This is a genomic window from Flagellimonas yonaguniensis (genome assembly GCF_029193885.1).
Lineage (GTDB): Bacteria > Bacteroidota > Bacteroidia > Flavobacteriales > Flavobacteriaceae > Flagellimonas > Flagellimonas yonaguniensis.
In genome coordinates, this window is record NZ_JARFVB010000001.1 from 501,705 (window position 1) to 525,788 (window position 24,084).

Genomic DNA, 24,084 nt, shown 5'->3' on the forward strand with positions numbered 1-24,084 from the left:
TGGACACCAATTTCTTGCATCACGGTCCTTGGTATTGTAAGTATGTTTAATGAAATAGGACTAATTCTTAAGCAACCAAGCAATTAATCCATGAGACACGAGTACAAAGATTCCAGGTTAGGGGCCATTTTAGGGTTTACGGATAATATCAAAAGAGACGCAGAACGATTCTCCGTAACCTCCAAGACCATCAAATTTTTGTGGAACAGGAACAATTGCCCACTTACCATTCAGATAGATGGAATGGATTTGGAATTGATGCCAGATCAAATTATAACCGTCACTTACCTTCAGCATGTTTCTTATGTTGAAACCCATTTGCCTCTTTCGGCCATACTTTTCAACAGGGAATTTTATTGTATATCCGATCATGACAGCGAGGTTTCTTGTAACGGAATCCTGTTTTTTGGAACGCAGGACATCCCAATCATTACCATTGTACAAGAACAATTGAACAAGTTCAATCTGTTGCACGATATGTTCATTGAAGAGTTTTCCACGCCGGACAATATCCAAGGCGATATGCTTCAAATGCTCCTAAAAAGGTTGATCATCATGAGCACGCGCTTGGCAAAAGAACAATTGATCGTAAAAACACTCGGTAACGAACAAATAGATACCATCCGAAGATTCAACTTTTTGGTGGATATGCATTTTAAGACAAAACGAAAGGTGGGGGATTATGCCGATTTGTTGCACAAGTCGCCCAAGACACTTTCCAACCTTTTTGCGATTTACAACCAGAAATCCCCTCAACAGATTATTCTGGAACGAATTGCCTTGGAGGCAAAACGACTCATCAATTTTACCGATAAGCAAAATCAGGAAATAGCCTTTGAACTCGGCTTTAACGACCCCGCCCATTTTAGTCGCTTTTTTAAGAAAATGACCCAAATGACCCCATCGGAATACCGTGAAAACCTGTTTTTGGTGGCCTAAGGGAAAATTCGTCAAGCCGTCGGGAAATCCTTCCTAACACCCACTCTTCTTTTCGGAGCATCTTTGCCCTGTAATTAAAAAACAGATAAAAGATGAAACCCACGGAAAAATCCATTTTCAATCTCATTGAGATTTTTAGAACATCACAGAAAACCGATGCACAAACCGTAACGGTTTCGGAACACTGTGAGCAAAAGTACCATCATGATTTCTATTGTGATGCGGAACAGCCCTTTGTACAGACGTATTAATCCATTAAAAACAATTCATATTAAAAATTACAATTATGAGCACAATCAATGTACCTAAAAGAGAAGAAGTAAGTGTGGCCAATCAGGCTATTTTTGACAACTTGGAAAAAGCGGTGGGCTTTGTTCCCAACCTTTTCGCCACCTATGCCCATTCAGAAAATGCCTTGGGCAATTATTTAGGCCTTTCCAATGCCAAAACCTCATTGAAGGCCAAGGAAAAAGAAGTCGTCAATTTGGCCGTGAGCCAAGTGAACAATTGTATCTATTGTTTATCCGCACACACTGCCATTGGAAAAATGAACGGTTTTACGGATGAGCAGATTTTGGAATTGAGAGCGGGAAAAGCCTCGTTTGACGATAAACTGGATGCTTTGGCGAGATTGGCCAAAAACATTACCGAGAACAGAGGTGCAACAGACGAACAAGTGTTGGCTGATTTCTTTGCAGCCGGATGGACCAAGGAAAACCTCATTGATACTATCGTTTTAGTGGGAGATAAAACTATCTCCAACTACGTACACAGCACTACAAAAGTCCCTGTGGATTTCCCAGTGGCACAACCCTTGGAAGCTGTAGAAGCCTAACGAAAATTTAGATAATAAATATCAACATCGTTGATATGAATGTCACATCGAGCGTAGTCGAGGTGTTTTGTCAAAACAAGGCATAAATAGTTCTCGACTGCCCTCGAACTGACATTTTCTCTTATTTCAACTCCACATCATGGTATAGTGCAGGGGCAATACTTTTGGCCATAAAAATGGGCCAGTCGTTTTTGAATAAATGGCTCTCCGTAACGGCACTTTCATACAAAAGATAGAGTCCTCCCGATATTTTTTCCGTTTCCGCTTTGGACAAATTGGAAATGTTATCGCCCACGACCTCCCCTAAATTAAGGAGCAGTTCCTTTTTCTGTTGCTGAATCATGTTAAGAATCGTGGTTTGGTCCAGGGACAATTCCCCTAATGTCTTAAGTCCCCAACACCCTTGAAAATTCTCTTCGAGGTACATGTCCCGTAACAAATCAAAAATGGCCAACAATTGGTTTCTGCTTTCATTTCTTTGATCAACATAGCCCTTAAGCCTGTCCATAAAAGCACTGTGCCGCTGATTCAGATAAGCCACACAAATATCCTCCTTGGATTTAAAATGGCTGTACAGCGTAGCTTTTGCTATATCGCATTTGTTTATGATTTCGTTGACCCCCGTTGAATTATATCCTTGGGAATAAAAAAGATCTCCCGCTGAGGATATGATGTGCTCGTGCAATTCGTTTCGTTGCATAAAATCAGTAAGAATAGAGTTAATGGTGGTCGATGGTATTACAAAGTAATAAAGAAATATTGGCCCGAGCAATTAAACCGATACCTAGGAGAAAATAAAATCCACTTTTTTAGATAACAATGGGGTGTTTTTTTTGAGAGGAAAGCTTTTTCTTAAGCTAACTGTTTAAAATAGCGTTTGTTGCAAACAATTTCCTATATTGTAATATTCATTTTATCAATCAAATTAAAACACTACCTAAATGAAAAAGTTACTTCTGGCCTCTATTGTGGCCCTTTTGTCCTGTTCCATGGGTTTTGGACAAGGATTTCAGTTTAAAGCAGATGACATTGACATCGATTACAAAAAGTACACCCTTAAAAACGGACTTACGCTCTTGGTACATGAGGATCATAAAGCTCCCATTGCTGCGGTGAACGTTTGGTACCATGTAGGGTCTAAAAACGAAAAGCCAGGAAAAAGTGGTTTTGCCCATCTTTTTGAACATTTGATGTTCAACGGAAGTGAAAACTACAACACCGATTATTTCCAAGCTTTGGAAAGCATCGGGGGAACCGACCTTAATGGAACCACGAACAATGATCGGACCAACTATTTTCAGAATGTACCTGTTTCCGCCTTGGACCAAGTCCTATTTTTGGAATCCGACCGGATGGGGCATTTGTTGGGTGCCATCGATCAGGGAAAATTGGACGAGCAGCGAGGTGTTGTTCAAAACGAGAAGAGACAAGGGGAAAACCAGCCTTACGGGATGCAATGGGATTACTTGACCAAGGCCATGTACCCTAAAGGACATCCGTATTCCTGGACCGTTATTGGAGAAATGGAAGATTTGAACGCAGCCTCATTGGAAGACGTGCAGGAGTGGTTCAAATCCTATTATGGTGCTGCCAATGCGGTAGTTGCCGTGGCAGGGGATATTGATGCAGAGGAAGTGCATCAAAAAGTGATCAAGTATTTTGGGGACATACCTTCGGGCCCAACAGTGGAACGGCAAGAGGTAAACATTCCCAATAAGATTTACGATTCGCGTCAAGAATACCAAGACCGTGTTCCTGAGACCAGAATCCTATTTGCTTGGAACACACCACCATTTGGTGCACAAGAAGACCTTCACTTTGATTTGATTTCCGCTATCCTGAGCAGTGGAAAGAACTCAAGATTGTACCAAAAATTCATTTACCAAGATCAATCGGCCAGTGCTGCAGTCTCTTTTCAATCATCCAGTGAAATCGCAAGTCAGTTCATCACGTATTTGAATGTGAAACAAGGGGAGGATCCAGCAAAACTGGAAAAAGAGTTGGAGGCCGAAATCGAGAAGTTTATTAAAGAAGGTCCCACAGCGGATGAACTCAAAAGGGTAAAGGCCAATTACTTTGCCAATTTCATCAAAGGTTTGGAACGAATTGGTGGATTCGGTGGAGTTTCGGACATACTCGCTTCCAATCAAACATATCATGGAGATGCATCCTACTACAAAACACAGTTGGAATATGTGGAAGAAGCTACAGCCGAAGACTTGAGGAGAACAGCAGAAAAATGGCTTAGCAAGGGGAAACATGTCTTGATTTGCCGACCATTTCCCGAATATGATATCGTTGAATCCTCCGTAGACAGAAGCAAGTTGCCAGAACTAGGGGCGCCAAAAAGTTCAAAATTTCCGGAGCTTCAGCGTATGCAGCTATCCAACGGACTCGATGTGGTATTGGCACAACGAAAAGGCGTACCTACGGTAATCATCAATCTGGTTGCGGATGCAGGATACAAGACCGACTATCTGTCCAGCCCTGGAACAGCCAGTTTGGCCATGAATTTGATGGATGAAGGGACCAAGGATATGACCTCCTTGGAAATAAATGAACAACTTCAATTGTTGGGGGCATCTTTGAGCACTTTCTCAAGTCAAGATGAATCCAATGTGTACATGAGTACCTTAAAACCAAGCTTGGATGCCAGTTTGGATTTGTTCATGGATGTTCTGCTCAACCCTGTGTTTCCTCAAAAAGAGTTTGATAGGCTGCAAAAAGAGCAAATCAACAATATAAAACAAGAGAAGTCCCAACCTATTGGCATGGCACTTCGGGTAATGAACAAATATCTTTACGGCGAAGACCATCCATATAGTAACCCTTATACTGGAACGGGTTATGAGGATACGGTTTCAAAATTGACTAGGGAAGATGTGGTCGATTTCTACAATACGTGGTTCAAGCCCAACAATTCCACCTTGATCGTTACAGGAGACGTGGAGATGAGCGAGTTGAAATCCAAGTTGGAGAAAACATTGGCCAAATGGAAGCGGGGCGATGTGCCCACCATTACATTCAACGAACCCAAGACCAATTCCAAGAACACATTGTATTTAATGAACCGACCAGAGTCCCAACAATCGGTGATTTTGGCTGGACATTTGACCGAAAAATATGGAGATGTTTCCGAGATAGCCTTGGAGCAGATGGTGAACATTCTTGGCGGAGATTTTACTTCGCGGATCAATATGAATTTAAGGGAAGATAAACACTGGTCCTATGGGGCGGGAGGATTTGTTCTGGGTTCCAAAGAAGAACGTCCATTCATTGTTTATGCACCTGTACAAACCGATAAAACAGCCGAATCGGTAACGGAAATTAGAAAGGAAGTATCAGAATTCACTTCCACAAGGCCCGCAACCAGTGAAGAACTGGAGAAAGTAAAGACCAATCAAGTGCTGAAGCTTCCTGGTCAATGGGAAACCAATAGTTCCGTAAACAGTTCGGTAAGGAATCTGATTCGATATGATTTGCCGGACGATTACTATCAAAAATATGATCAGAACGTAAGAAACCTTTCCGTGGATGATATCAGAAAAGTGAGCAACGAAGTGGTAAAGCCAGAAAAGGTAAACTGGTTTATGGTAGGGGATAGAGCCAAGATCATCAACAAGTTGGATGAACTTGGTTTTGATAATATCATAGAAATCGATGCCGATGGTAATCCCAAAAAGCCTGTGGTGGAATCCGTGGACACGGATATCAAAAATTAGTTGAAGAGGTTGTCTGAAGCATTTAAAAGTGTTGACTTTGTCAGTTCGAGCGCAGTCGAGAACGTTTATTGGGTTTCGACTGCGCTCAACCTGACAGATACAAAGCTATCAGACAACCTTTTTTTTAAAAATCAAATTTGAGCTGAACCAGCACGGATTCCTTTTCAGGTTGTTCCTTTTTCTTTTCCGTGTTGAGGTTGGCCAACGAAATACCCAATAGCCTAACCGAATTTTCCAAAGAGGATTGGTACAAAAGTTCTTTGGCCGTTTCCAAAATCAAATCTTTGCTGGCAATAAAATAGGGGAGGGTCTTACTTCGGGTTTGTAATGTAAAGTCACTGTATTTAATCTTCAAAGTGACTGTTTTTCCTGCAATTTTCGATTTTTGAAGTCTTCTTTCCAGTTCGCTGGAAATGTTTTCCAATTTCTCGAGCATGAAGATTTCACTGCTCAGGTTTTCAAAAAATGTACGCTCAGCACCGACGGATTTTGGAATGCGATGAGGCTTTACACTGCTTAAATGGATTCCTCTTACCACATTATAATAATGGCCCCCACTCTTTCCAAAATGCTGATTGAGGAACTCCAATGACTTTTCTTTGAGGTCTTTCCCCGTAAAAATTCCCAAACGGTACATCTTTTCGGCTGTGACCTTGCCCACACCATAGAATTTTCGAATGTCCAAGTTTTCCAAAAATTCGATGACTTCCTCCGGGTTGACCGTTTTCTGTCCATTGGGTTTATTGTAGTCGCTGGCGACCTTGGCGATAAACTTGTTTATGGATATTCCTGCGGAAGCTGTCAAACCGGTTTTTTCAACTATTTTTTGCCGGATTTCTTTCGCGATCAAGGTTGCTGATGGGTTCCCTTTTTTGTTTTCCGTCACGTCCAGATAGGCCTCGTCCAAGGAAAGGGGTTCCACCAAGTCGGTGTATTCAAAAAAAATACTCCGAATCAGTTTGGAGACTTCTTTGTAGCGATCAAAGCGGGGTTTTACAAATATGAGATCGGGACAATTTCTGCGAGCAATGGTACCTGCCATGGCACTTCGCACCCCAAACTTTCGTGCCTCGTAGCTTGCAGCGGAGACCACGCCGCGTTTGGATCCTCCCCCAACGGCAATTGGCTTCCCTTTCAGCTCTGGGTTATCATGCTGTTCCACGGACGCGTAAAAGGCATCCATGTCCACATGAATAATTTTTCTTAGGGGAAAATCAAAGTCCATTTTCAAATTTAGGGTATATTTAGTTTGATGGAACATTTGGAAATAGAACGAAAGTTTTTGGTCAATTCGGACGGATATAAACAAAAAGCGACATCCCAGACTCGGATAGTACAGGGATTCTTGAACACGGATCCAGACAGAACCGTTAGGGTAAGGATAAAAGGGGAGAAAGGCTTTTTGACCGTGAAGGGGGCCAGTAATGAATCGGGTACCACACGATTTGAATGGGAAACCGAAATCAGTGCATCCGAAGCAACGAATTTGATTGATCTGTGTGAGGCAGGGATTTTGGAAAAAATACGGTTTGAGGTGCCTTTTGGAAACCATGTATTTGAAGTGGATGAGTTTTTGGGCGAAAACAAGGGGCTTGTACTGGCAGAAGTTGAACTCAAACACGAAGAAGAACGTTTTGAAAAACCAGATTGGCTGGGCCAGGAAGTTACGGGCCAAGTGGAATATTATAATTCCCAATTAAGCAAAAAACCATTCAAGACGTGGTAGAACAATCAAAAAAAACTGGTTTGATCATCAATGTGTTGATTGCCATCAGTGCTGTTTTAGCCATGACCATGGAGTTTTTTGGCCATAGAACAGTTTATATGGTCTTTAAACCGTTGACTACCATTCTGGTTATTTCCCTGTTGTTCATTATTCCCCAAAAGCAGCATACTAAATTCAAAAGTATCATGATTAGTGCGCTGTTGTTTTGTTTGATGGGAGACATACTTTTGTTGTTTTCTGCTTATTTTGTGTTTGGACTCGCCGCTTTTTTGGTAGCGCATATCCTATTTGTAATTGGTTTTATACAACTAAAAGGATTTAACGGAAGTTGGGCTGCTTTCATCATTTTATATGGAATTGGCACTGCACTTTTCTTTTGGCTAAGGCCCGGTTTGGGTCAATTTATGATCCCTGTAGCGGCTTATGTGGTGGTCATTTGCTTTATGGCGTGGCAGGGAATCGGACTTTTCCTAAAGGAAAAACGAACTGAGTTTCTTTGGATAGCCATAGCCGTTCTACTTTTTATGTTTTCGGATACCATGATTGCTATTAGCAAGTTCAAATCGGATTTTGACTATTCCAGTATTATTATTTTAGGCACGTATTGGTTAAGCATCGGATTGATTGCCAATGCAGCCAGAAACATCATTTTAAAAACAGATGTTAGGGAAGAAAAACAATCTGTATAAAAAATGACCACCTGATCTTTAAAAACCAGGTGGTCATCATGCAGTTGATTTTATTAAAAAATTAGGCAGCTTTTTCCGTGGCTGCAGAATTTATTTCATGATCTATTAATTTTTGCTCGGACCACTTTTTTTTACTCACACCGCTGATCAATGGAATCGTAAATCCAACAGCTAGAAGCACAACGGCTATCATAAAAATATTGAATGGGTTCATAAAGAACGATCCGCTGTTCAACGTTGCCAAAATCAGCATGGTTGACAAAGGAAAGGACAATGCCAGAATGGCCACACCAAAGTCGCTGCTAAAGGTCTTCTTTTTGGATTTTTTGTCCATTTCCATACTGTCCACGGCAGCTATATGGGCATAAGGCCAAAAGCTACAGGCACTCAAACCAAAAGCGATGGTCAACAATATTTCGTTCCTTGCTTCAATTCCGGTCAAGGTCACAAAAATTCCTGATATCAATAGTACGAGCCCTGCTCGGGTACATAACAGTGAGAAAATCTGGAAAAATTGTTTCCTTTTGATCTTTACGGCCAATCCTATGAACAACAACACCAAAGGTGTCATAATCAAGCTGAGTTTTTCAAGTGTTTCGCTCATAAAGAAAGGTAAGGAGTCCATGTGCAATCCAAACGCCAATAAAATCAAGGCTGCTCCGATAAATACATTTACCGGCTCTGAAATCATGGCCTTGATCAAGGGTTTCAACTTGGTTCCGCCATTTCTTTTTTCGTTGGATTGAAGGCTGTAATGCCAGTTCATCGCCACCAAGTACAAAAAGAACAGTACAAAGACCTTGTTTCCCAAATCTGACATGGCTGCTTTGGCCAAATACTCATCTCCCAAAAATTCCAATATAAATGGAAAAGAAGAAAGGCCCGGTGCCAAGGAGGGAACCAACAACTTAGCAGTTCTGTACTCCGGTGTTCCTTTGCCAATACCCATAAGGGGCAATATAAATGGCATGGCAAAAAACAACAGTAGGTTGAGCCCAAGCGCCAACAAGGGCAATATTAATAGATGCAACTCTACCTTTACGCCCAACAATGCAATAAAAATCGTTGCGGGCAAAGCTAGGTTGAGAATTACTTTTTTTATTCCCGTAATCTCTTCCTTGGACTTAAACTTTACTTTAAGTAAAACCCCAATGAAGATGAAAAAAAGGAATACAATGGTTTTTTGAATTCCGATATCCACTATACCAACACTTTATTGAGTGCAGCGGTAAATGTTTTCATTTCGTCCATGGTTCCCATACTGACACGACACCAGTTTTGGTCCATAAACTGGAAAGCACGAACCCCTACCTTTAATTCGGTCATTTGCTCTAAAAATGCCCTACCTTCCATTTCAATAGGGAAAATGATGAAACTTGTAGAAGAAGGCACATACGAAGTGATGCCGAGTTTTTCCAGGCTTTCGTAAACATAATCCCTGCATTCTGCATTGAGGCTACGGGATTTCTCTATAAATGCATCATCGTCCATTGCGGCCATAGCAGCATATATGGACGGCAAAGAGATTCCCATGCCTCCACGAGTGATTTTTTGTATTCTTCCCAAGGTCTCTTCCAAGGCAACAATATATCCGACACGCAGACCTGCCATACCGTGTATTTTGGAGAATGTTCTGGCAATGATTACATCTTTTCCTTGTTCCACTAGAGAAACCATACTCTTTTTAGCGCCATCATCCAAGAACCATAGGTAGGCTTCATCGACAAAAACAGGAACTTTTTCTGAAACTCTAGAGCAGAAATCCACAAGCTCCTCATGGTCTGTCATTGAACCTGTTGGGTTGTTGGGGTTACAGATGTATACCAGTTTTGTTTCGTCGTCAATAGCCTCTTCCATGGCCTTGAGGTCATGCGACCAATCATCTTTCAATGGAACGGGCTTCCAAGTAGCTCCTACGGATTCAGCCACCCTGATAAGTGACATGTATGCTGGGTCGGCGGAAACAACATTGCCTCCGTTCATAAAGAAGACCATGGCTGTTTTTTCCAATAGGTCGGAAGAACCGGGCCCCATCATTATGTTTTTGCTCTTTACACCTTCAAAATCCGCAATCTTTCCAATCAACTGGTAGAGTTCTCTCCAAGCGTACCGGTTTCCTCCAGCAGCTGAATTTTTAAAGGCTTCCAGGGCCATTGGAGATGGTCCGTATGGATTTTCGTTGGCATTCAGTTTTGCTGCCAATTCCGGCAGTGCATCTTCAGGCTTTGGCAAATATTCTTTAAAGAAAGGACTGTAAACCGCATTTCCCTCGGCATCCAAGGTCAATGGAGCTTTTGGTGTTTCAGCCAATCCTATGTACGGCAATGCCATTGCACCACCTGCGGTAAGTACGCTTTTTCTTATCCAATCGCGTCTGTTGATGTTAGTTGTAGTTCCCATTGGTTTTTTTGTTTTAGAAGAATTTAAAAATACGCGATCGTTTTCCTAAAAACAATGGTAAAAACGTAAAAATCAACCTCTTAAGAACAGATGTGTTAAAATTGACAAGGGTTTTTTGATAAATTGTCAAGAAAAGTTGCTATTGCAAAGGACTTTTTTGAAGATATTCCAACGTGAGAATGCCGCGTAGGTTGTTGATAATGATATGCTCCAACAATTCGTGGATGCTGTATTCGTCAAATAAATTGGCCTTTGAATACACGGTTTCTTCCATTCGGGACAAAAAAAGTGAGCAGACCAACTCCACATTCACGTTACTTCTAACCTGATTGAGTTGCTGTGCTTTTTGTAATAATGGACATACAACATCCCAAACAATGTCGTGCTTTAGTTGGGAATAAACTTCATAGGCTTTGGGGTAATATTTGTTGAGTCCATGAAGAAAAGCAGGGTTGATCTCCTGAAAAGCGATCAACCCTTGCTTGTAAATGTATATTATTGTGATAAGTGGCTGTTCTTCATTGTGGTTGCTGAGCATATAGTTGTCGATATTGGCACGGATTTTACCGAAATAATAGGATAAACTTTTCTTGACCAATTCTTCTTTACTACTAAAATGCTTGTAGAGGGTTTTTTTGGAGATACCGAGGTTTTTGGCCAATTCATCCATGGAGAACCGCTTACTTCCAAATTTGGTAAAGTTCTCTATGGCATAGACCAGTATATCGTTTTTACGCTCTACCATTTTTTTATTTCCAACCTCCACCCAATGCTCGGTACAATTCCACTATAGCACTCAGTTGTGCATATTGGGAATCCACATAGTTCAGTTCGGAACTCAATGCATTTTGTCGAGCGGTCAACACTTCCAAATAGTTGGCCAGACCGTTGTTCAACAATTCTTCGGAATAATCCTCGGCTGTTGCATAAGCTTCCAACTCCTTGGAGCGGGCTTCCATTTTTTGGGTTTCTGCATCGTAAGTGTAAAGCGCATCGCTAACTTCCCTTCCGGCCGTAAGCAAAGCTTGTTTATAGTTCAGGAAGGCCTGTTGTTGTTGTGCTTTGGCGACTTCCATCTGGGTGCGTAGCCGCCTTCCATTGAATATAGGTTGGGTCAAAGAGCCAACCAAGCTGGAAAAGAGTGAACTGGCATCCAACCAATTGTCAAATTCCAAGCTTTGAAATCCTCCTGAAGCGGATAAACTCAATGATGGGTACAGACTGCTTTTAGCCACGTTGGTCAATTCAAAAGCATTGATAAGACTGTATTCTGCCTGCATCACGTCAGGGCGGTTCGCCAATAACAGATAAGGAACACCCGTGCGCAATTCCGTGTCAATGGCCTGATTGTCCAAACTTCCCCGTTGAATTTTTTGTGGAGCTTTACCCAAGAGGATGCTAAAAGCATTTTCCAACAGCTTGATATTGTTTTCAAGGTCGATCACGATGATTTCCGTTGTATGGACTTGGGCTTCCGTTTGCTTCACGGCAACTTCGGTTACTTGTCCTGCGTCTTTTAGCGCAACCGTCGTCTCCAAACTGTTCTTTCTGGCTTCCAAGGTTTGTTTGGAAACTTCCAGCTGTTTGTCCAAAGCCAACAATTGATAATAGGTGGAGGCAATGCTAGCGATCAAGTTGGTTTTTACTGCTTGATGGGCAGAAACACTCTGCAAATATGAAGCACCAAAAGCTCGTTTATTGCTTCTGATCTTACCCCAAACATCGGCTTCCCACGAAAGACTGCCAGATAATTCGTATTGTTCCAAAGCACTGGTAAAAAAGCTACCAAACTGACTGTTTTGGGAGTTTTTGGTCCTCGTGAAACTAGCCGTGCCCGAAAGCGTAGGGTAGTAACCAGCCTTACCTTGTTTTACGTAAGCTTCAGCGGCCACGACATTTTGTAGCGCAATACGGATGTCTATGTTGTTCTCCAGACCTTGTTCAATGTAGGATTTCAATTGCTCGTCATTGAATAGGTCCCTCCAGGATACATCGGCCATGGAAACGCTGTCCTGTGGCAAATTATCGGTTCGGTAGAGATTTTCTGTCTCTACTTCTGGTCTTGAGTAGTTTTTGGCCACGAAGCACGATTGCAACAAAAGTGGCGCTGTAAGTACCAAGAGCAGTTTATATGTGGATTTTATTTTCATGGATGATATACTTTGTCTGATCAAAGGATAATTAGGCATTGTCAATATGTTGAAGTTCTTCGGGCTTGCCGGAAATACGTTCCTGCAAGGCTTGGAACACTACAAACAGTACGGGTATGATAAATACACCGAGTATGGTTCCCACTAACATTCCCCCTACGGCACTTACACCGATGGATTGGTTTCCGATGGCCCCGATTCCTGAGGAAAGTGCCAATGGCAACAGACCAAAGATGAATGCGAAGGATGTCATCAAAATAGGTCGAAGCCTTGCACGTGCACCGTCCGCTGCGGCATCAAACAATGAGAGTCCTGCCCGTCGACGTTGCAATGCAAACTCCACGATCAAAATGGCGTTTTTGGCCAACAGACCAATCAACATGATCAGTGCAATCTGGAAGTAAATGTTGTTCTGCAAACCAGCTACGTTGATAAAAAGAATGGCTCCTGCGATACCAAAAGGTAAAGACAGCAATATGGAAAGGGGTAAAATATAACTTTCATATTGTGCACTCAGCAGAAAGTAAACAAAGACCAAGCTCAAGATAAAAATGAGAATGGTCTGAGACCCAGCATTACTTTCTTCCCTTGTCAATCCGGAATAATCGTAGGTATAGGAGTTCGGCAACACCTGTGCCGCTACTTCTTCAATCGCTGTAATGGCATCACCTGTACTGTACCCTGGATTGGGCACACCGGTAATGCTCACGGAGCTCAATAGGTTGAATCGCTGTACCACTTCCGGCCCATATATTTTCTTGAGGTCCACAAATTGACTTACCGCAACAGACTCCCCGTTGGCATTTCTAACAAAAATATGGTTCAAGGAGTTTTCGTTGGCACGGTCTTCAGGTTTGGCCTGAATCATTACACGGTATTGCTTCCCAAATTTGTTGAAGTCGGTTGCATATATACCTCCAAAATAGCCCTGAAGTGCGTTGAATATGTCGGTTGCGGTCAACCCGGCCATTTTTACTTTTTCCATGTCGATGTCCAAGTCGTACTGAGGGAAACCGGGATCGAACTGGGAAATGGCATATTGGATTTCGGGTCGAGCATTTAAGGCTCCCAAAAACTGATTCTTCACATCGTTGATGGAGTTCCAGTCTTCTCCCGTTTTGCTCTGAAGCTGCACTTCGAAACCAGAACTTGTACCAAACCCTTGAATACTCGGCGGTGTAAAGTAAATGATCTGTGCATCATTGAAACCTGCTGTGATTCCGTATAGTTTCTGCATGGTTGCATTTACCGATAGGGAATCGGCATCCCTCTCGCTCCAGTCTTTCAATTTCATTATGGAGAAAGCATAAGATCCAGCACTTACCCGGTTCAGCAAACTGAAACCTGCCACACTCATCCTGGCATCGATTACATCTATGGATTCATAAATGGAATCCAACTTCATGATGGTCTCCTCCGTTTTTTCAATGGTGGTGCCAGGAGGCATGCTCACATTGGCAAAGATCATCCCACGGTCCTCATCGGGTACAAACCCGGATGGTGTGGAACGGAATAGGAATATAGCTATGGCACTAAAGCCCAATAGGAGTGCAAGGGTTATCCATTTACGTTTTACCAAGATACCAATGGTGTTGGTGTACTTATTGGTCATTGCTGTAAAACCAACGTTGAAAGCCCTAAAGAATCGGGCCAAGAAATTCTTCTTTTTCCCTTTTTCATGGTCATGTGGCTTTAAGAACAATGCCGCCAACGCGGGACTCAAGGTCAAAGCGTTTATGGCCGAGATCAAAATGGCCACGGCCAAGGTAATACCAAACTGTTGGTAGAATACTCCCGAGGAACCTTGAATAAAGGAAACGGGGATAAATACCGCTGACATGACCAAGGTAATGGAGATAATGGCTCCCGAAATTTCGCTCATCGCGTTCTTGGTGGCGGTTTTTGCCGAATCTGCACCTTCTTCCAATTTGGCATGTACGGCCTCGACCACCACGATGGCGTCATCCACCACAATACCAATGGCCAAGATCATGGCGAAAAGCGTTAACATGTTGATGGAATAGCCGAACAATTGCAGGAAGAAAAAGGTACCTACAATGGCCACGGGTACTGCAATAGCTGGAATTAACGTGGACCTGAAATCCTGAAGGAACAGGAACACCACAATAAATACCAGGATAAATGCTTCAATTAATGTTTGTACCACATGATCTATGGAGGCGTCCAGGAAATCTTTGGAGTTAAACGGAATTACATAATCCAATCCCGCGGGGAAATCAGCTTTGGATTCTTCCAAAATTGCTTCGATCTCATCAATGATCTCTTTCGCATTGGATCCTGAAGTTTGATAAACCCCCACAGCAACACCGGGGTTTCCCATACCAGAGTTTTTCCTTACGTAGCTCAATGCCCCCAATTCAATTTCGGCCACATCTTTTAGGCGAAGGAAACCACCATCATCCGTTGTTCTAAGGATAATGTTCTCGTATTCTTTTACTTCGGATAAACGCCCTTTGTATTTCATTACGTATTCAAAAATACCATCCGCGTTCTCCCCGATTTTACCTGTTGCCGCTTCGGTATTTTGCTCACGCAATGCAGCTTGAATATCGGCAGGTACCAAATCATAGGCGGCCATTTTATCGGGAGAGATCCAGATTCGCATGGAATAATCCTTGGATCCAAACACATTTACGTTACCAACCCCTTTAATTCGTTGTAATTGGGGAACAAGATTGATTTTGGCATAGTTTTCCACAAATATGGCATCGTAATCCTCATTTTCGGAGAAAATGGAGAAAAACAGAAGGCCACTGTTTTGTGCTTTTTGGGTGGTAACCCCTGTGTTTATAACTTCTTGTGGCAACAAGCTATTGGCCCTTGCCACCCTGTTCTGTACGTTTACCGCCGCAATATCGGGGTCAACACCAAGCTCAAAAAACACACTGATGTTGGCCGTACCATCGTTACTGGCGGAGGAGGTCATGTAGGTCATACCCTCCACACCGTTGATTTGCTCTTCCAGTGGAATAACCACACTTTTAAGTACCGTCTCAGCGTTGGCACCAGTGTAGTTGGCGTTTACCTGCACCGTTGGCGGGGCAATCTCGGGGTACTGTTCTACGGGTAATGTACTCAGCCCTAGAATACCCAAAATCACAATGATTACGGATATTACTGTGGAGAGTACAGGACGATCTATAAATTTCTGGAACATATATAATTCGTTCTATAAGTGATTGATGGTAATTATTGTTTTACTGGATTAATGGTTTGTCCATCCTTCAGTTTGGATACACCTTCGGTAACAATGGTGCTTCCTTCTTCCAAACCTTCCTCTACGACGAATTCCTTATCGGTTTGGGCCACGATGTTCAAGGGAACGGTTTTTACCGTATTGTCATCATTCAGTACATAAACCATTTTAGTGCCCTGCAAGTCCACCGTTACAAATTGTGAGATGACAAAGACCTTCTCATAGGTAGAAGGGACCTTTATGGTTCCAGTACTTCCAGAACTCAACAGCAAATTGGGATTGTCAAAATCTGCCCTTAGGGTTACACTTCCTGTTGTTGGGTTGATGATATTGTTCACCATGGCGATTTTTCCTTTTTTGGGATACGTCTCGCCATTGATCATTACCAATTCCACTTCGGGCGTATTTTCAGATGAAACTGTAGAGCCATTATCGGTCATCTCGCTTTTCATTTCCAAAAGTTCCTTTTCGGTCATGGAAAAATAGGCGCGAATACCGGTTATATCGGAAACCACGGTCAATGGTTCGTCCATGGTACTGCTGACCAAAGCCCCTACTTTGTAGGGAATCTCGCCGATGTACCCATTTACGGGACTAATAATATTGGAGTAGCCAATGTTCGCCGCAATACTGCTATAGTTGCTTTTGGCCTGTTCCAATTGGGCTTTTGCAGTTTCCAATTGTACTTCGCTGATGATGTTTTTTTCCACAAGTGGGACAAGTTTATCCACTTCTACCTGAGCAACGTTAACCGCAGCCTTGGCCGCTTCCGCATCCTGTGAAAGGGTTTGTGTTTCCAGTTTGAACAACAATTGGCCTTTTTTTATCTTTTGGCCCTCTTCCACATAAATGTTTTGGACAAAGCCCGAAACTTTGGGCCAAATTTCCACATTCTGTTTTCCTTGAATGTTGGTGGAATACGAATTGTATATAGTGATGTCCTGCTTTTCCAAAGTGTTTACTTTAAGGGAAGGGGCTTGGGGTCCCGCAACAGCTTGCTGCTGATTTTTGCCCCCACAAGATAAGATCAATAGTGCGCCTGTTGATACTAAGATTGATTTGATTGTTTTCATGTACGAACTTCCTTTGTTACGTTTATGGTTGTTGGAGTGATTACTCTTTTAAAATTGATTCTAGTTTATCGATGGATTTTTTTAAGATCTTTTCGTTCTCGTTGACGTAGTCCAGATAGATTTGTGTCCTTACCTGTCCTTCTTCATACTTTTTTGGGCTGTATTTTTTATGATATCCCATTACCAACGTGATAATGTGCTTTTCAGTTTCAATTCGGTTCAGGCTTTCTTGAAGCTTGGAGAGAAAAAAGGTCTTCTTCTTAGCCGTTTTAAAGTACCTTCTTCTATCCCCCGGTTTTGTGAAATAGGTAATTACCCCCATATTCATCAATAGGTTCAATGATGTGGAAGTGGAACTTTTGCTGGCCCCTCGTTTTTCCAAACAGTCCTCAAAGGTTAGTCCGTCTTGGTCCGTTAAGATTAAAATGGCATAAATACGGGATGCCAGTGGAGGTAGGTTATGTTCCTGCTCCAAATGCACCCCTAAGATTTCAATGATTTCTTCCTTCGAATATTCCATATAATGGATTTTGAAGGCGCAAAGATAAAATTGGTTCGGAACAAACCGAACCAATAGAACTTAAATATTTGTTAAAAGGAAGTTGTTGCCATGAAAATATCCATTAACCTTCAGAAAGAACACCCTCCTTATCTATGATAGGGATGTTGGTAAGGTGTTTTTCCGAAATGGAATGTTTGGGAAATAGGAATCTTTTTTCAAAGAGTTTGTTCTCTGCAAAAAAGGTAACAAAGAATTCATTGTTGAGCGCCAGTACTTCTTCTTGTAGAAACTCAATTTTTTTAAAGGACTTTGGCTCAACAACCCCAATACCATGTCGCATCGTGGAGGTCTTTTTGTTATCATCAAATCCTTTGGAAACCACAATGGTCATTTCAATGGCATCCGCTCTATTGTTGATGAGGTAGGCATTCCAATCTTTGGATAGAAATTCATCGTTCCACTCACGAATTACTGCTACATGGACATCCTTGGCTACGGGAATTTCAATATCCTTTTTCATGATATGGGTTACAATGCGCTTTTGAACTGTTCCAAGAAGCGGACATCATTCTCGCTGAGCAAGCGGATGTCGGAAATTTGATGAAGCAGAAGAGCAATACGGTCTATCCCCATACCAAAGGCAAATCCGGAATACACTTCAGGATCTATGCCGCAATTCTTCAGTACGTTGGGGTCTACCATGCCACAGCCCATAATTTCCAGCCATCCCGTACCCTTGGTCATACGGTAATCGGTCTCTGTTTCAAGGCCCCAGTACACATCAACTTCCGCACTTGGTTCCGTAAAAGGAAAGTAGGATGGACGCAATCTAATCTTTGACTTGCCAAACATTTCGGAAGTGAAATACTGCAGGGTCTGCTTCAAATCCGCGAAGGATACATTCTTGTCCACGTACAAGCCTTCCACTTGATGGAAAAAGCAGTGCGAGCGGGCAGAAATGGCCTCGTTTCTATATACCCTTCCAGGAGAAATGGTCCTGATGGGCGGTTTATTGGCCTCCATATAGCGCACTTGTACCGACGAGGTGTGTGTGCGCAAAAGGATATCTGGGTCCGTTTGGATGAAAAACGTATCCTGCATATCCCTCGCAGGATGGTACTCAGGAAGGTTCAATGCTGTAAAGTTGTGCCAGTCATCCTCCACCTCGGGTCCTTCGGATACGTTGAAGCCAATTCTGGAGAAAATATCTATGATTTGGTTTTTCACAATTGAAATGGGGTGGCGGGACCCAATTTCTACCGGTTCCCCGGGACGAGTCAAATCGCCGTACTTGCCAACTGCTTCAGATTGGCTCTCCAGAGCTTCCTTAAGTTCGTTGACTTTGTCGGTGGCAGCATTTTTCAATTGATTGACAACTTTGCCAAAATCTTTCTTCTGCTCGTTGGGCACGTTCTTGAATTCGGCAAAGAAACTGTTCAAAAGCCCCTTTTTTCCCAAATACTTGATTCGGAAAGCTTCAATTTCTTCTGTAGAGTTCGAAGTGAATTTTTCTACTTCGGCAATGTGTTCCTTTATGGTATCAATCATGATTGCTTACGCTATTGGCGGACAAATTTAGCAAATTGTCCTTGAATATATAGGCAATTAGAAAATGTACTGCGATTCCGCCCAACAAATGCCAAAGCCAATGGGTGCCCATGGGGAAGAAATTTTGATGGAGGTCAATGCTTCTGAAGAAAATGGCAATCGCAAAAATCATGAAGGCCGTAATGACCAAACCTATATTTTCCCCCTTGGTTTTTATCAAATACCACGTGATGGGAATGAGAATGGTCGCTGCGGTAATCACATATCCAAGAGAGATTCTCAATCCTACAGGGATGGGAAGAATCCGAAGTAAAAAGGAAGCTCCGAGCAGTATGATGATCCAAGTTATTCGTTGCCACCAAGAGTTGACGAGCTTAAAAATAAAATAGATGACCAAGGCTGCACAGAGCAACATGATGGGCATCCAATCCAAACGAAGCCAAAACTCATGGCTACGTGTAGCATGGTAAACCGTACCACCCACATAGCTGATTCCTATAATGGGAAGTACCCAAGCTAAAAATCGATGTTGTCTTGGATTTCGATATACCTTGATGCCCCAATAAATAATCAACACCAGAAAAATAAGGTTACTGAATGTGTTGAATGGCTCTATTGGAAACCTGCCTTCCATGGTTTCCAAATAAATAGGACCTGAATCTTTAGGAAATTCTTGAAAGAGCATCAAAAAAAGCGTTATTCATGATGGTTTAAATTTTTATCCACCCAATCCAAGCACGATTTAAAGTTTTTGAAAATATGTTCTTCGGGGATGAGATCAGGGATAATGTCGATACGTTCCAACATGTATCGGGGTTGATCTAAAATATTGACCAAAATTATTTGAATGTCTTTTCGCTTTAAATCCTGCAATACATCTTCCATGGCATAAAGCCCCGTTTGGTCCATGTACTGCATTCTGCCCATTCGAATGATCACTGTGGAGGCATTTTCGGGGATTTGAGAGGCCAGTTGTTGAAATTCGTTTGTGGAACCGAAGAACAAGGGTCCCTTGATGTGTTTTATAAAAACCTCTTCCTTGATTTTTTGAGGAATATTTTTCTCATCGGACCAGGGCTCTTCACGTAGTGCCCTCACATTCGAGCGCTGTGCGGTAAGGTCCCCGATTTTCTTCATGAACATCAAAGAAGCGATGACCAAGCCGATTCCGACAGCATATACCAAGTTCCAAATGGATGACAACACCATTACCACCAACATGATAATGACCTCTGAACTCAATTTTATAGGCCCCAATTTCATGTCTTTGGGCAAGTGTGGAATGGCTTTTAAACCTCTGTAATCCATCACACCGATACCAACGGTTACCAAAATACCCGCCAGTACAGCGGCCGGTATCTGTGATGCTACGGGACCCAAAGCGAGCAGAATAATGAGCAAAAGCACGCCGGCAATCATCCCGGACAACCTTGTTTTTCCTCCAGAGTTTATGTTCACCACCGTTCTGATAGTGGCCCCTGCACCGGGAAGTCCCCCAAAAATAGCTGCAATACTGTTTCCAATGCCCTGGCCTATCAATTCTTTATTGGGTTTGTGTTTGGTCTGGGTCATATTGTCCGCAACTACAGAGGTAAGCAATGAGTCAATGGCACCAAGCAATGCCAAGGTAAATGCGGTAAAAATATAGGGTGTGACAACATCAAGTTCGAAGGCTGTAAAAATCTCCAAGTTGGGAATGGGCAATCCGCTGGGGATTTGTTCAATGGGTCTGTAGTCCAATCCAAATCCGAAAGCCAACCCGGAAACAAGTATCAAGGCAACCAATGTACTGGGGATTGCCGTAGTAATTCGTTTAAAACCGTAAATAATGATAATGGTTGCCAAGGCCAAGGCCAATTCGAGCCAATTAATGTTTTTAAGAGCTCTGGGCAATACCTTAAATGTTCCTATGACCCCAGATGCTTCTTTGGAAGCCAAGGTGGCCGCTTCCTTGATCATATCAGCGTCAGTAATTTTTTCGGCACGTTTGATGGTTTCCGCAAAGTCCTCCAAAACCAAAATCCCTTCCCCAGCTTCTTCCTGTAATATATTCTCCAAGATTCCTTCTTCGGCCTCGGGCATAAATTGATTGACGTAAGCTTCATCCTCTTTTGGGTAGTACCCCACGGCCGGTAATATTTGGGTAACTAGAATAATGACCCCGATAGCGGTCATAAAACCGGAAACTACAGGATATGGAATGTACTTTATGTATTTTCCCATGTTCAATAGGCCCAAACCAATCTGCATGATTCCAGCCAATAGAAAAACAGTGAGAATAGCGGGAAGTGCCTTGTTGATGTCTCCATCATTAATGGCTATGATTCCAGCAATGACCACCATGCTCACGGCTGTCATTGGAGCTGTGGGACCCGATATTTGGGTATTGGTCCCTCCAAAAAGGGCAGCAAAAAAACTGATGAAAATGGCGCCGTACAATCCAGCACTTGGGCCCAACCCAGAACTTACACCAAAGGCAAGGGCCAAAGGCAATGCCACAATACCCGCGGTAATCCCTCCAAATAAATCTCCTCTCAGATGTTTGAACATGGTTAAGGCTGTATTTATACCGCCTGAATATAACAATTTTAGAAACACAAAAAGCCGATGAGAATGTTCGCCGGCTTTTATTTACATTAAGTTATAATTTGTTATAAGAAAGTTACTTTGCCATCGGAGATGTCGTACATGGCACCGACTATGGCAATTTCGCCGTTATCTTCCATTTCTTTGAGGACCTCACTTTGATTTCTGATGTTTTCCAAGGTCATTTCAACGTTTTTGAGGGAGACCGCATCCACAAACTCCAAGTTTTTGGAGTTTCGCAACGATTTGTCCTTGGGCTCTTCCACGGCTGCCACAGCAGGTTCAATCTTGTTGATCAATGCCGTAAGGTTGCCCAAGCGTGCATGGTCGCATGCTCCTTTTACAGCTCCACAGCTAGTATGTCCGAGGACCACTACAGTCTTTGTCCCTGCCAATTTACAGGCAAATTCCATACTTCCCAAGATATCTTCGTTTACAAAGTTCCCTGCAATTCTAATGCTAAAGATGTCACCCAAGCCTTGGTCAAAAACAAGCTCGGCAGAAACCCTTGAATCGATACAACTCAAAATGGTCGCAAAGGGAAATTGACCATCCTTGGTATCGTTTACTTGTTCCAAAAGGTTTCTATTCGCTTTTAGGTTTTGCTGAAAACGCTGGTTGCCCTCCTTTAAAAATTGGATGGCCTTTTCAGGCGTCATCGTTGATTGCGTTTCTCTTGTGTGTGCTTTCATAGCTATATTTTATGCCGATTTTTTCGGTCTTAGATTAAAGAATTCGATGTAACTATCCGGATTTTCGACTTCGCCTTTTTCCGAAATGATTTTAATGTCAATGTTCCTGCTCTTCGCTTTACTTGAAAAATCTTCAAGGATTTCCACGATGTCATTATCAAGAAAACGTGTTTTCCTAACATCCAATTCAAGATAGGAATTCTCAGGAAGACTGTCCAACTCTTTCAGGATAGCACCTTTGTTGAAAAAGGTAACTTCTTCCGCAAGGGTCATTTTAATTTTATGGGCCCCATTACTTTTATCTTCGATGTGCAAAAAGTGGGAGTTCTGGTAACTTTTGATGAGAACAACCACAATACCCACACCAAGACCTAAACTAATTCCGACCAAAAGGTCCGTGAACACAATGCCTACCACAGTTACCATAAAAGGGACAAATTGTTTCCAACCTGATTGGTACATGGTTTTGAACAGACTTGGCTTTGCAAGTTTGTACCCCACAATAAATAGTATGGCCGCCAATACGGATAATGGAATCATGTTGAGCAAGGTAGGAATTAAAATAACCGAACCTAAAAGGAAGAATCCGTGAATGATCGCTGATGCTTTCGTTTTACCCCCGGATTGGATATTGGCCGAACTTCGAACAATTACCTGGGTAACGGGAAGTCCCCCAACCAAACCAGAAAGCATATTTCCGACTCCTTGGGCCCTAAGTTCACGATTGGTGGGCGTTGTTCTTTTTTCAGGGTCCAATTTATCCGTTGCCTCCACACAGAGCAATGTTTCTAAACTGGCCACTAAAGCAATCGTAAAAGCTGTTACCCAGACTTCTGGATTGGATATGGCAGAGAAATTTGGAAAACTGAAAAAGCCCATGAACGATTCAAAACTGTCCGGAACAGGAACCTTTACCAAATGATCCGAAGAAATGCCCCAAGTGCCATTACCCTGAGTAAAGGAATAGTATACGATACCAATGACCACAGCGACCAAAGGTCCCTGTATAAGCTCAAAGATCTTGGATTTTTTCGTTAACACCTGACCCCACAGAATAAGGATGGCCAAGGCAACAACGGCAATCAGGGTTGCTCCCGGGCTTATGAAATTAATGGAGTTGATAATTTCACTAAAGGTATTTTCCCCATCCACTTGAAAGAAGGCCCAATCACCTTCTGGGTCAGAATCATACCCAAAAAAATGTGGTATCTGTTTTAAAATGATGATGATACCGATACCGGTGAGCATACCTTTAATTACAGACGATGGAAAATAATAGGCGATAATTCCAGCCTTCAGAAATCCGAAGATAAGTTGGATAATACCACCCAAAACTACAGCTACAAGAAAGTTTTGGTATCCTCCCAAGGTGCCGATTGCCGTTAAAACTATGGCAGCAAGTCCCGCAGCAGGGCCACTTACCCCAATATGGGAACCACTCAGTGCACCTACAACGATTCCCCCGATTATACCTGCGATAAGTCCCGAAAACAAGGGAGCTCCACTGGCCAGGGCAATACCCAAACATAGCGGTAATGCCACAAAAAAGACCACAATACTGGCAGGCAAGTCATTTTTTATATACTTGAACATATTTATAAAGTAAGATTAGTCCTCTACATTAATAAACTTTTGGTAGAAGACGATTAAAACTTGATTTAAACAATGAATGTGAGTGTTAAACCAGTTTTCGGGGAGGGGGGTCCAAGGTTTCAAGGGTAAACTCCAATACAGCAAATATATAACCTGATGTACTGTCACTTTTTTCTTGATGGTGGGATGGGTTAGTGGCAAAGAAGCTTTTTGACAAAAAATATTTGGCATCAAAAGTGTTACTGTTTGATGTGTCGTGGGTATTGTTTTCTTCTTCGGATGAACCAAGAATAATGGCAGTACTGTATTCCTGTCCCAAAAGGGGAATAAAGGATGATGTCAATAAAATTGATATCATCATGATGGAAATAAAAGGTATCGCCAGTATTCGCATTATCAAATGATTGTCACA

At 42.4% G+C, this 24,084-nt stretch carries 22 protein-coding genes; 6 read left to right on the forward strand and 16 right to left on the reverse strand.

Annotation, left to right across the window (positions count from 1 at the left end):
• Positions 1-90: 90 nt before the first annotated feature.
• From PY092_RS02260 to PY092_RS02270, 3 genes are all read left to right on the forward strand, one after another.
• Positions 91-939, forward strand: a complete 849-nt coding sequence (locus PY092_RS02260) for a helix-turn-helix domain-containing protein (RefSeq protein WP_275614226.1) — start codon at positions 91-93, stop codon at positions 937-939.
• A gap of 92 nt (positions 940-1,031) precedes the next feature.
• Positions 1,032-1,190 carry a hypothetical protein gene (locus tag PY092_RS02265; RefSeq protein ID WP_275614227.1) on the forward strand — a complete coding sequence of 53 codons (159 nt, stop codon included), beginning with the start codon at positions 1,032-1,034 and terminating at the stop codon, positions 1,188-1,190.
• 35 nt (positions 1,191-1,225) lie between these two features.
• Positions 1,226-1,774 (forward strand): carboxymuconolactone decarboxylase family protein, encoded by a 549-nt coding sequence (locus PY092_RS02270; protein ID WP_275614228.1) that lies wholly within the window; start codon positions 1,226-1,228, stop codon positions 1,772-1,774.
• Positions 1,775-1,895: 121 nt separating this feature from the next.
• Here the strand turns inward: PY092_RS02270 and PY092_RS02275 are convergent, their stop codons facing one another.
• A complete protein-coding gene (locus tag PY092_RS02275; protein WP_275614229.1) occupies positions 1,896-2,474 on the reverse strand; it encodes a TetR/AcrR family transcriptional regulator in 579 nt (192 codons plus the stop codon).
• A 241-nt stretch (positions 2,475-2,715) separates the two neighbouring features.
• Here PY092_RS02275 and PY092_RS02280 point away from each other — a divergent pair, with 241 nt between their 5' ends.
• Positions 2,716-5,496, forward strand: coding sequence for a M16 family metallopeptidase (locus tag PY092_RS02280; protein WP_275614230.1), 2,781 nt, complete (start codon positions 2,716-2,718; stop codon positions 5,494-5,496).
• A 124-nt stretch (positions 5,497-5,620) separates the two neighbouring features.
• Here the strand turns inward: PY092_RS02280 and dinB are convergent, their stop codons facing one another.
• On the reverse strand, positions 5,621-6,721 hold the full coding sequence (dinB, locus tag PY092_RS02285) for a DNA polymerase IV (protein ID WP_275614231.1): 1,101 nt from the start codon (positions 6,719-6,721) through the stop codon (positions 5,621-5,623).
• Between the two features lie 27 nt (positions 6,722-6,748).
• Between dinB and PY092_RS02290 the strand changes: the two genes are divergently transcribed.
• Together PY092_RS02290 and PY092_RS02295 are read left to right on the forward strand one after the other, a co-directional pair.
• Positions 6,749-7,222 carry a CYTH domain-containing protein gene (locus PY092_RS02290; RefSeq protein WP_275614232.1) on the forward strand — a complete coding sequence of 158 codons (474 nt, stop codon included), beginning with the start codon at positions 6,749-6,751 and terminating at the stop codon, positions 7,220-7,222.
• Positions 7,216-7,911 carry a lysoplasmalogenase gene (locus PY092_RS02295; protein WP_275614233.1) on the forward strand — a complete coding sequence of 232 codons (696 nt, stop codon included), beginning with the start codon at positions 7,216-7,218 and terminating at the stop codon, positions 7,909-7,911. Before PY092_RS02290 ends, PY092_RS02295 begins: the two co-directional genes overlap by 7 nt.
• Before the next feature lie 61 nt (positions 7,912-7,972).
• Here PY092_RS02295 and PY092_RS02300 read toward each other — a convergent pair whose 3' ends face one another.
• From PY092_RS02300 to PY092_RS02365, 14 genes are all read right to left on the reverse strand, one after another.
• Positions 7,973-9,112: an AEC family transporter gene (locus PY092_RS02300; RefSeq protein ID WP_275614234.1), complete on the reverse strand. Its 1,140-nt coding sequence runs from the start codon at positions 9,110-9,112 to the stop codon at positions 7,973-7,975.
• Positions 9,112-10,311, reverse strand: coding sequence for a pyridoxal phosphate-dependent aminotransferase (locus PY092_RS02305; protein WP_275614235.1), 1,200 nt, complete (start codon positions 10,309-10,311; stop codon positions 9,112-9,114). Before PY092_RS02305 ends, PY092_RS02300 begins: the two co-directional genes overlap by 1 nt.
• Positions 10,312-10,450: 139 nt before the next feature.
• The gene (locus PY092_RS02310) at positions 10,451-11,056 is read right to left on the reverse strand and encodes a TetR/AcrR family transcriptional regulator (RefSeq protein ID WP_275614236.1); all 606 of its coding nucleotides are present in this window, start codon (positions 11,054-11,056) and stop codon (positions 10,451-10,453) included.
• Between the two features lie 4 nt (positions 11,057-11,060).
• Positions 11,061-12,461, reverse strand: a complete 1,401-nt coding sequence (locus PY092_RS02315; RefSeq protein ID WP_275614237.1) for an efflux transporter outer membrane subunit — start codon at positions 12,459-12,461, stop codon at positions 11,061-11,063.
• Between the two features lie 31 nt (positions 12,462-12,492).
• A complete protein-coding gene (locus PY092_RS02320; protein ID WP_275614238.1) occupies positions 12,493-15,639 on the reverse strand; it encodes an efflux RND transporter permease subunit in 3,147 nt (1,048 codons plus the stop codon).
• A gap of 32 nt (positions 15,640-15,671) precedes the next feature.
• Positions 15,672-16,751: an efflux RND transporter periplasmic adaptor subunit gene (locus PY092_RS02325; RefSeq protein ID WP_275614239.1), complete on the reverse strand. Its 1,080-nt coding sequence runs from the start codon at positions 16,749-16,751 to the stop codon at positions 15,672-15,674.
• A 40-nt stretch (positions 16,752-16,791) separates the two neighbouring features.
• Entirely contained in the window at positions 16,792-17,271 is a 480-nt protein-coding gene (locus tag PY092_RS02330; RefSeq protein ID WP_275614240.1) for a GbsR/MarR family transcriptional regulator, read from the reverse strand.
• A 103-nt stretch (positions 17,272-17,374) separates the two neighbouring features.
• Entirely contained in the window at positions 17,375-17,773 is a 399-nt protein-coding gene (locus tag PY092_RS02335) for a hypothetical protein (RefSeq protein ID WP_275614241.1), read from the reverse strand.
• Positions 17,774-17,781: 8 nt separating this feature from the next.
• Positions 17,782-18,801, reverse strand: coding sequence for a phenylalanine--tRNA ligase subunit alpha (gene pheS, locus PY092_RS02340; protein ID WP_275614242.1), 1,020 nt, complete (start codon positions 18,799-18,801; stop codon positions 17,782-17,784).
• The gene (locus PY092_RS02345; RefSeq protein ID WP_275614243.1) at positions 18,794-19,486 is read right to left on the reverse strand and encodes a hypothetical protein; all 693 of its coding nucleotides are present in this window, start codon (positions 19,484-19,486) and stop codon (positions 18,794-18,796) included. The genes pheS and PY092_RS02345 overlap by 8 nt, the downstream gene beginning before the upstream one ends.
• Positions 19,487-19,497: 11 nt before the next feature.
• A complete protein-coding gene (locus PY092_RS02350; protein ID WP_275614244.1) occupies positions 19,498-21,351 on the reverse strand; it encodes a SulP family inorganic anion transporter in 1,854 nt (617 codons plus the stop codon).
• A gap of 101 nt (positions 21,352-21,452) precedes the next feature.
• Positions 21,453-22,079, reverse strand: a complete 627-nt coding sequence (locus PY092_RS02355) for a carbonic anhydrase family protein (protein WP_275614245.1) — start codon at positions 22,077-22,079, stop codon at positions 21,453-21,455.
• Between the two features lie 9 nt (positions 22,080-22,088).
• Positions 22,089-23,672: a SulP family inorganic anion transporter gene (locus PY092_RS02360; protein WP_275614246.1), complete on the reverse strand. Its 1,584-nt coding sequence runs from the start codon at positions 23,670-23,672 to the stop codon at positions 22,089-22,091.
• Between the two features lie 85 nt (positions 23,673-23,757).
• Complete coding sequence (locus PY092_RS02365; protein ID WP_275614247.1) at positions 23,758-24,066, reverse strand: hypothetical protein; 309 nt, start codon at positions 24,064-24,066, stop codon at positions 23,758-23,760.
• Positions 24,067-24,084: the final 18 nt, after the last annotated feature.

What these genes read in the sequence shown, in the direction of transcription:
- PY092_RS02260 (WP_275614226.1), top strand. Translation starts at nt 91, where the DNA reads ATGAGACACGAGTACAAAGATTCCAGGTTAGGGGCCATTTTAGGGTTT.
- PY092_RS02345 (WP_275614243.1), bottom strand. Translation starts at nt 19,486, where the DNA reads ATGCTCTTTCAAGAATTTCCTAAAGATTCAGGTCCTATTTATTTGGAA.
- PY092_RS02315 (WP_275614237.1), bottom strand. Translation starts at nt 12,461, where the DNA reads ATGAAAATAAAATCCACATATAAACTGCTCTTGGTACTTACAGCGCCA.
- PY092_RS02270 (WP_275614228.1), top strand. Translation starts at nt 1,226, where the DNA reads ATGAGCACAATCAATGTACCTAAAAGAGAAGAAGTAAGTGTGGCCAAT.
- PY092_RS02305 (WP_275614235.1), bottom strand. Translation starts at nt 10,311, where the DNA reads ATGGGAACTACAACTAACATCAACAGACGCGATTGGATAAGAAAAAGC.
- PY092_RS02275 (WP_275614229.1), bottom strand. Translation starts at nt 2,474, where the DNA reads ATGCAACGAAACGAATTGCACGAGCACATCATATCCTCAGCGGGAGAT.
- PY092_RS02365 (WP_275614247.1), bottom strand. Translation starts at nt 24,066, where the DNA reads ATGCGAATACTGGCGATACCTTTTATTTCCATCATGATGATATCAATT.
- PY092_RS02320 (WP_275614238.1), bottom strand. Translation starts at nt 15,639, where the DNA reads ATGTTCCAGAAATTTATAGATCGTCCTGTACTCTCCACAGTAATATCC.
- PY092_RS02355 (WP_275614245.1), bottom strand. Translation starts at nt 22,079, where the DNA reads ATGAAAGCACACACAAGAGAAACGCAATCAACGATGACGCCTGAAAAG.
- PY092_RS02360 (WP_275614246.1), bottom strand. Translation starts at nt 23,672, where the DNA reads ATGTTCAAGTATATAAAAAATGACTTGCCTGCCAGTATTGTGGTCTTT.
- dinB (WP_275614231.1), bottom strand. Translation starts at nt 6,721, where the DNA reads ATGGACTTTGATTTTCCCCTAAGAAAAATTATTCATGTGGACATGGAT.
- PY092_RS02350 (WP_275614244.1), bottom strand. Translation starts at nt 21,351, where the DNA reads ATGTTCAAACATCTGAGAGGAGATTTATTTGGAGGGATTACCGCGGGT.
- PY092_RS02290 (WP_275614232.1), top strand. Translation starts at nt 6,749, where the DNA reads ATGGAACATTTGGAAATAGAACGAAAGTTTTTGGTCAATTCGGACGGA.
- PY092_RS02280 (WP_275614230.1), top strand. Translation starts at nt 2,716, where the DNA reads ATGAAAAAGTTACTTCTGGCCTCTATTGTGGCCCTTTTGTCCTGTTCC.
- PY092_RS02325 (WP_275614239.1), bottom strand. Translation starts at nt 16,751, where the DNA reads ATGAAAACAATCAAATCAATCTTAGTATCAACAGGCGCACTATTGATC.
- PY092_RS02330 (WP_275614240.1), bottom strand. Translation starts at nt 17,271, where the DNA reads ATGGAATATTCGAAGGAAGAAATCATTGAAATCTTAGGGGTGCATTTG.
- pheS (WP_275614242.1), bottom strand. Translation starts at nt 18,801, where the DNA reads ATGATTGATACCATAAAGGAACACATTGCCGAAGTAGAAAAATTCACT.
- PY092_RS02335 (WP_275614241.1), bottom strand. Translation starts at nt 17,773, where the DNA reads ATGAAAAAGGATATTGAAATTCCCGTAGCCAAGGATGTCCATGTAGCA.
- PY092_RS02265 (WP_275614227.1), top strand. Translation starts at nt 1,032, where the DNA reads ATGAAACCCACGGAAAAATCCATTTTCAATCTCATTGAGATTTTTAGA.
- PY092_RS02310 (WP_275614236.1), bottom strand. Translation starts at nt 11,056, where the DNA reads ATGGTAGAGCGTAAAAACGATATACTGGTCTATGCCATAGAGAACTTT.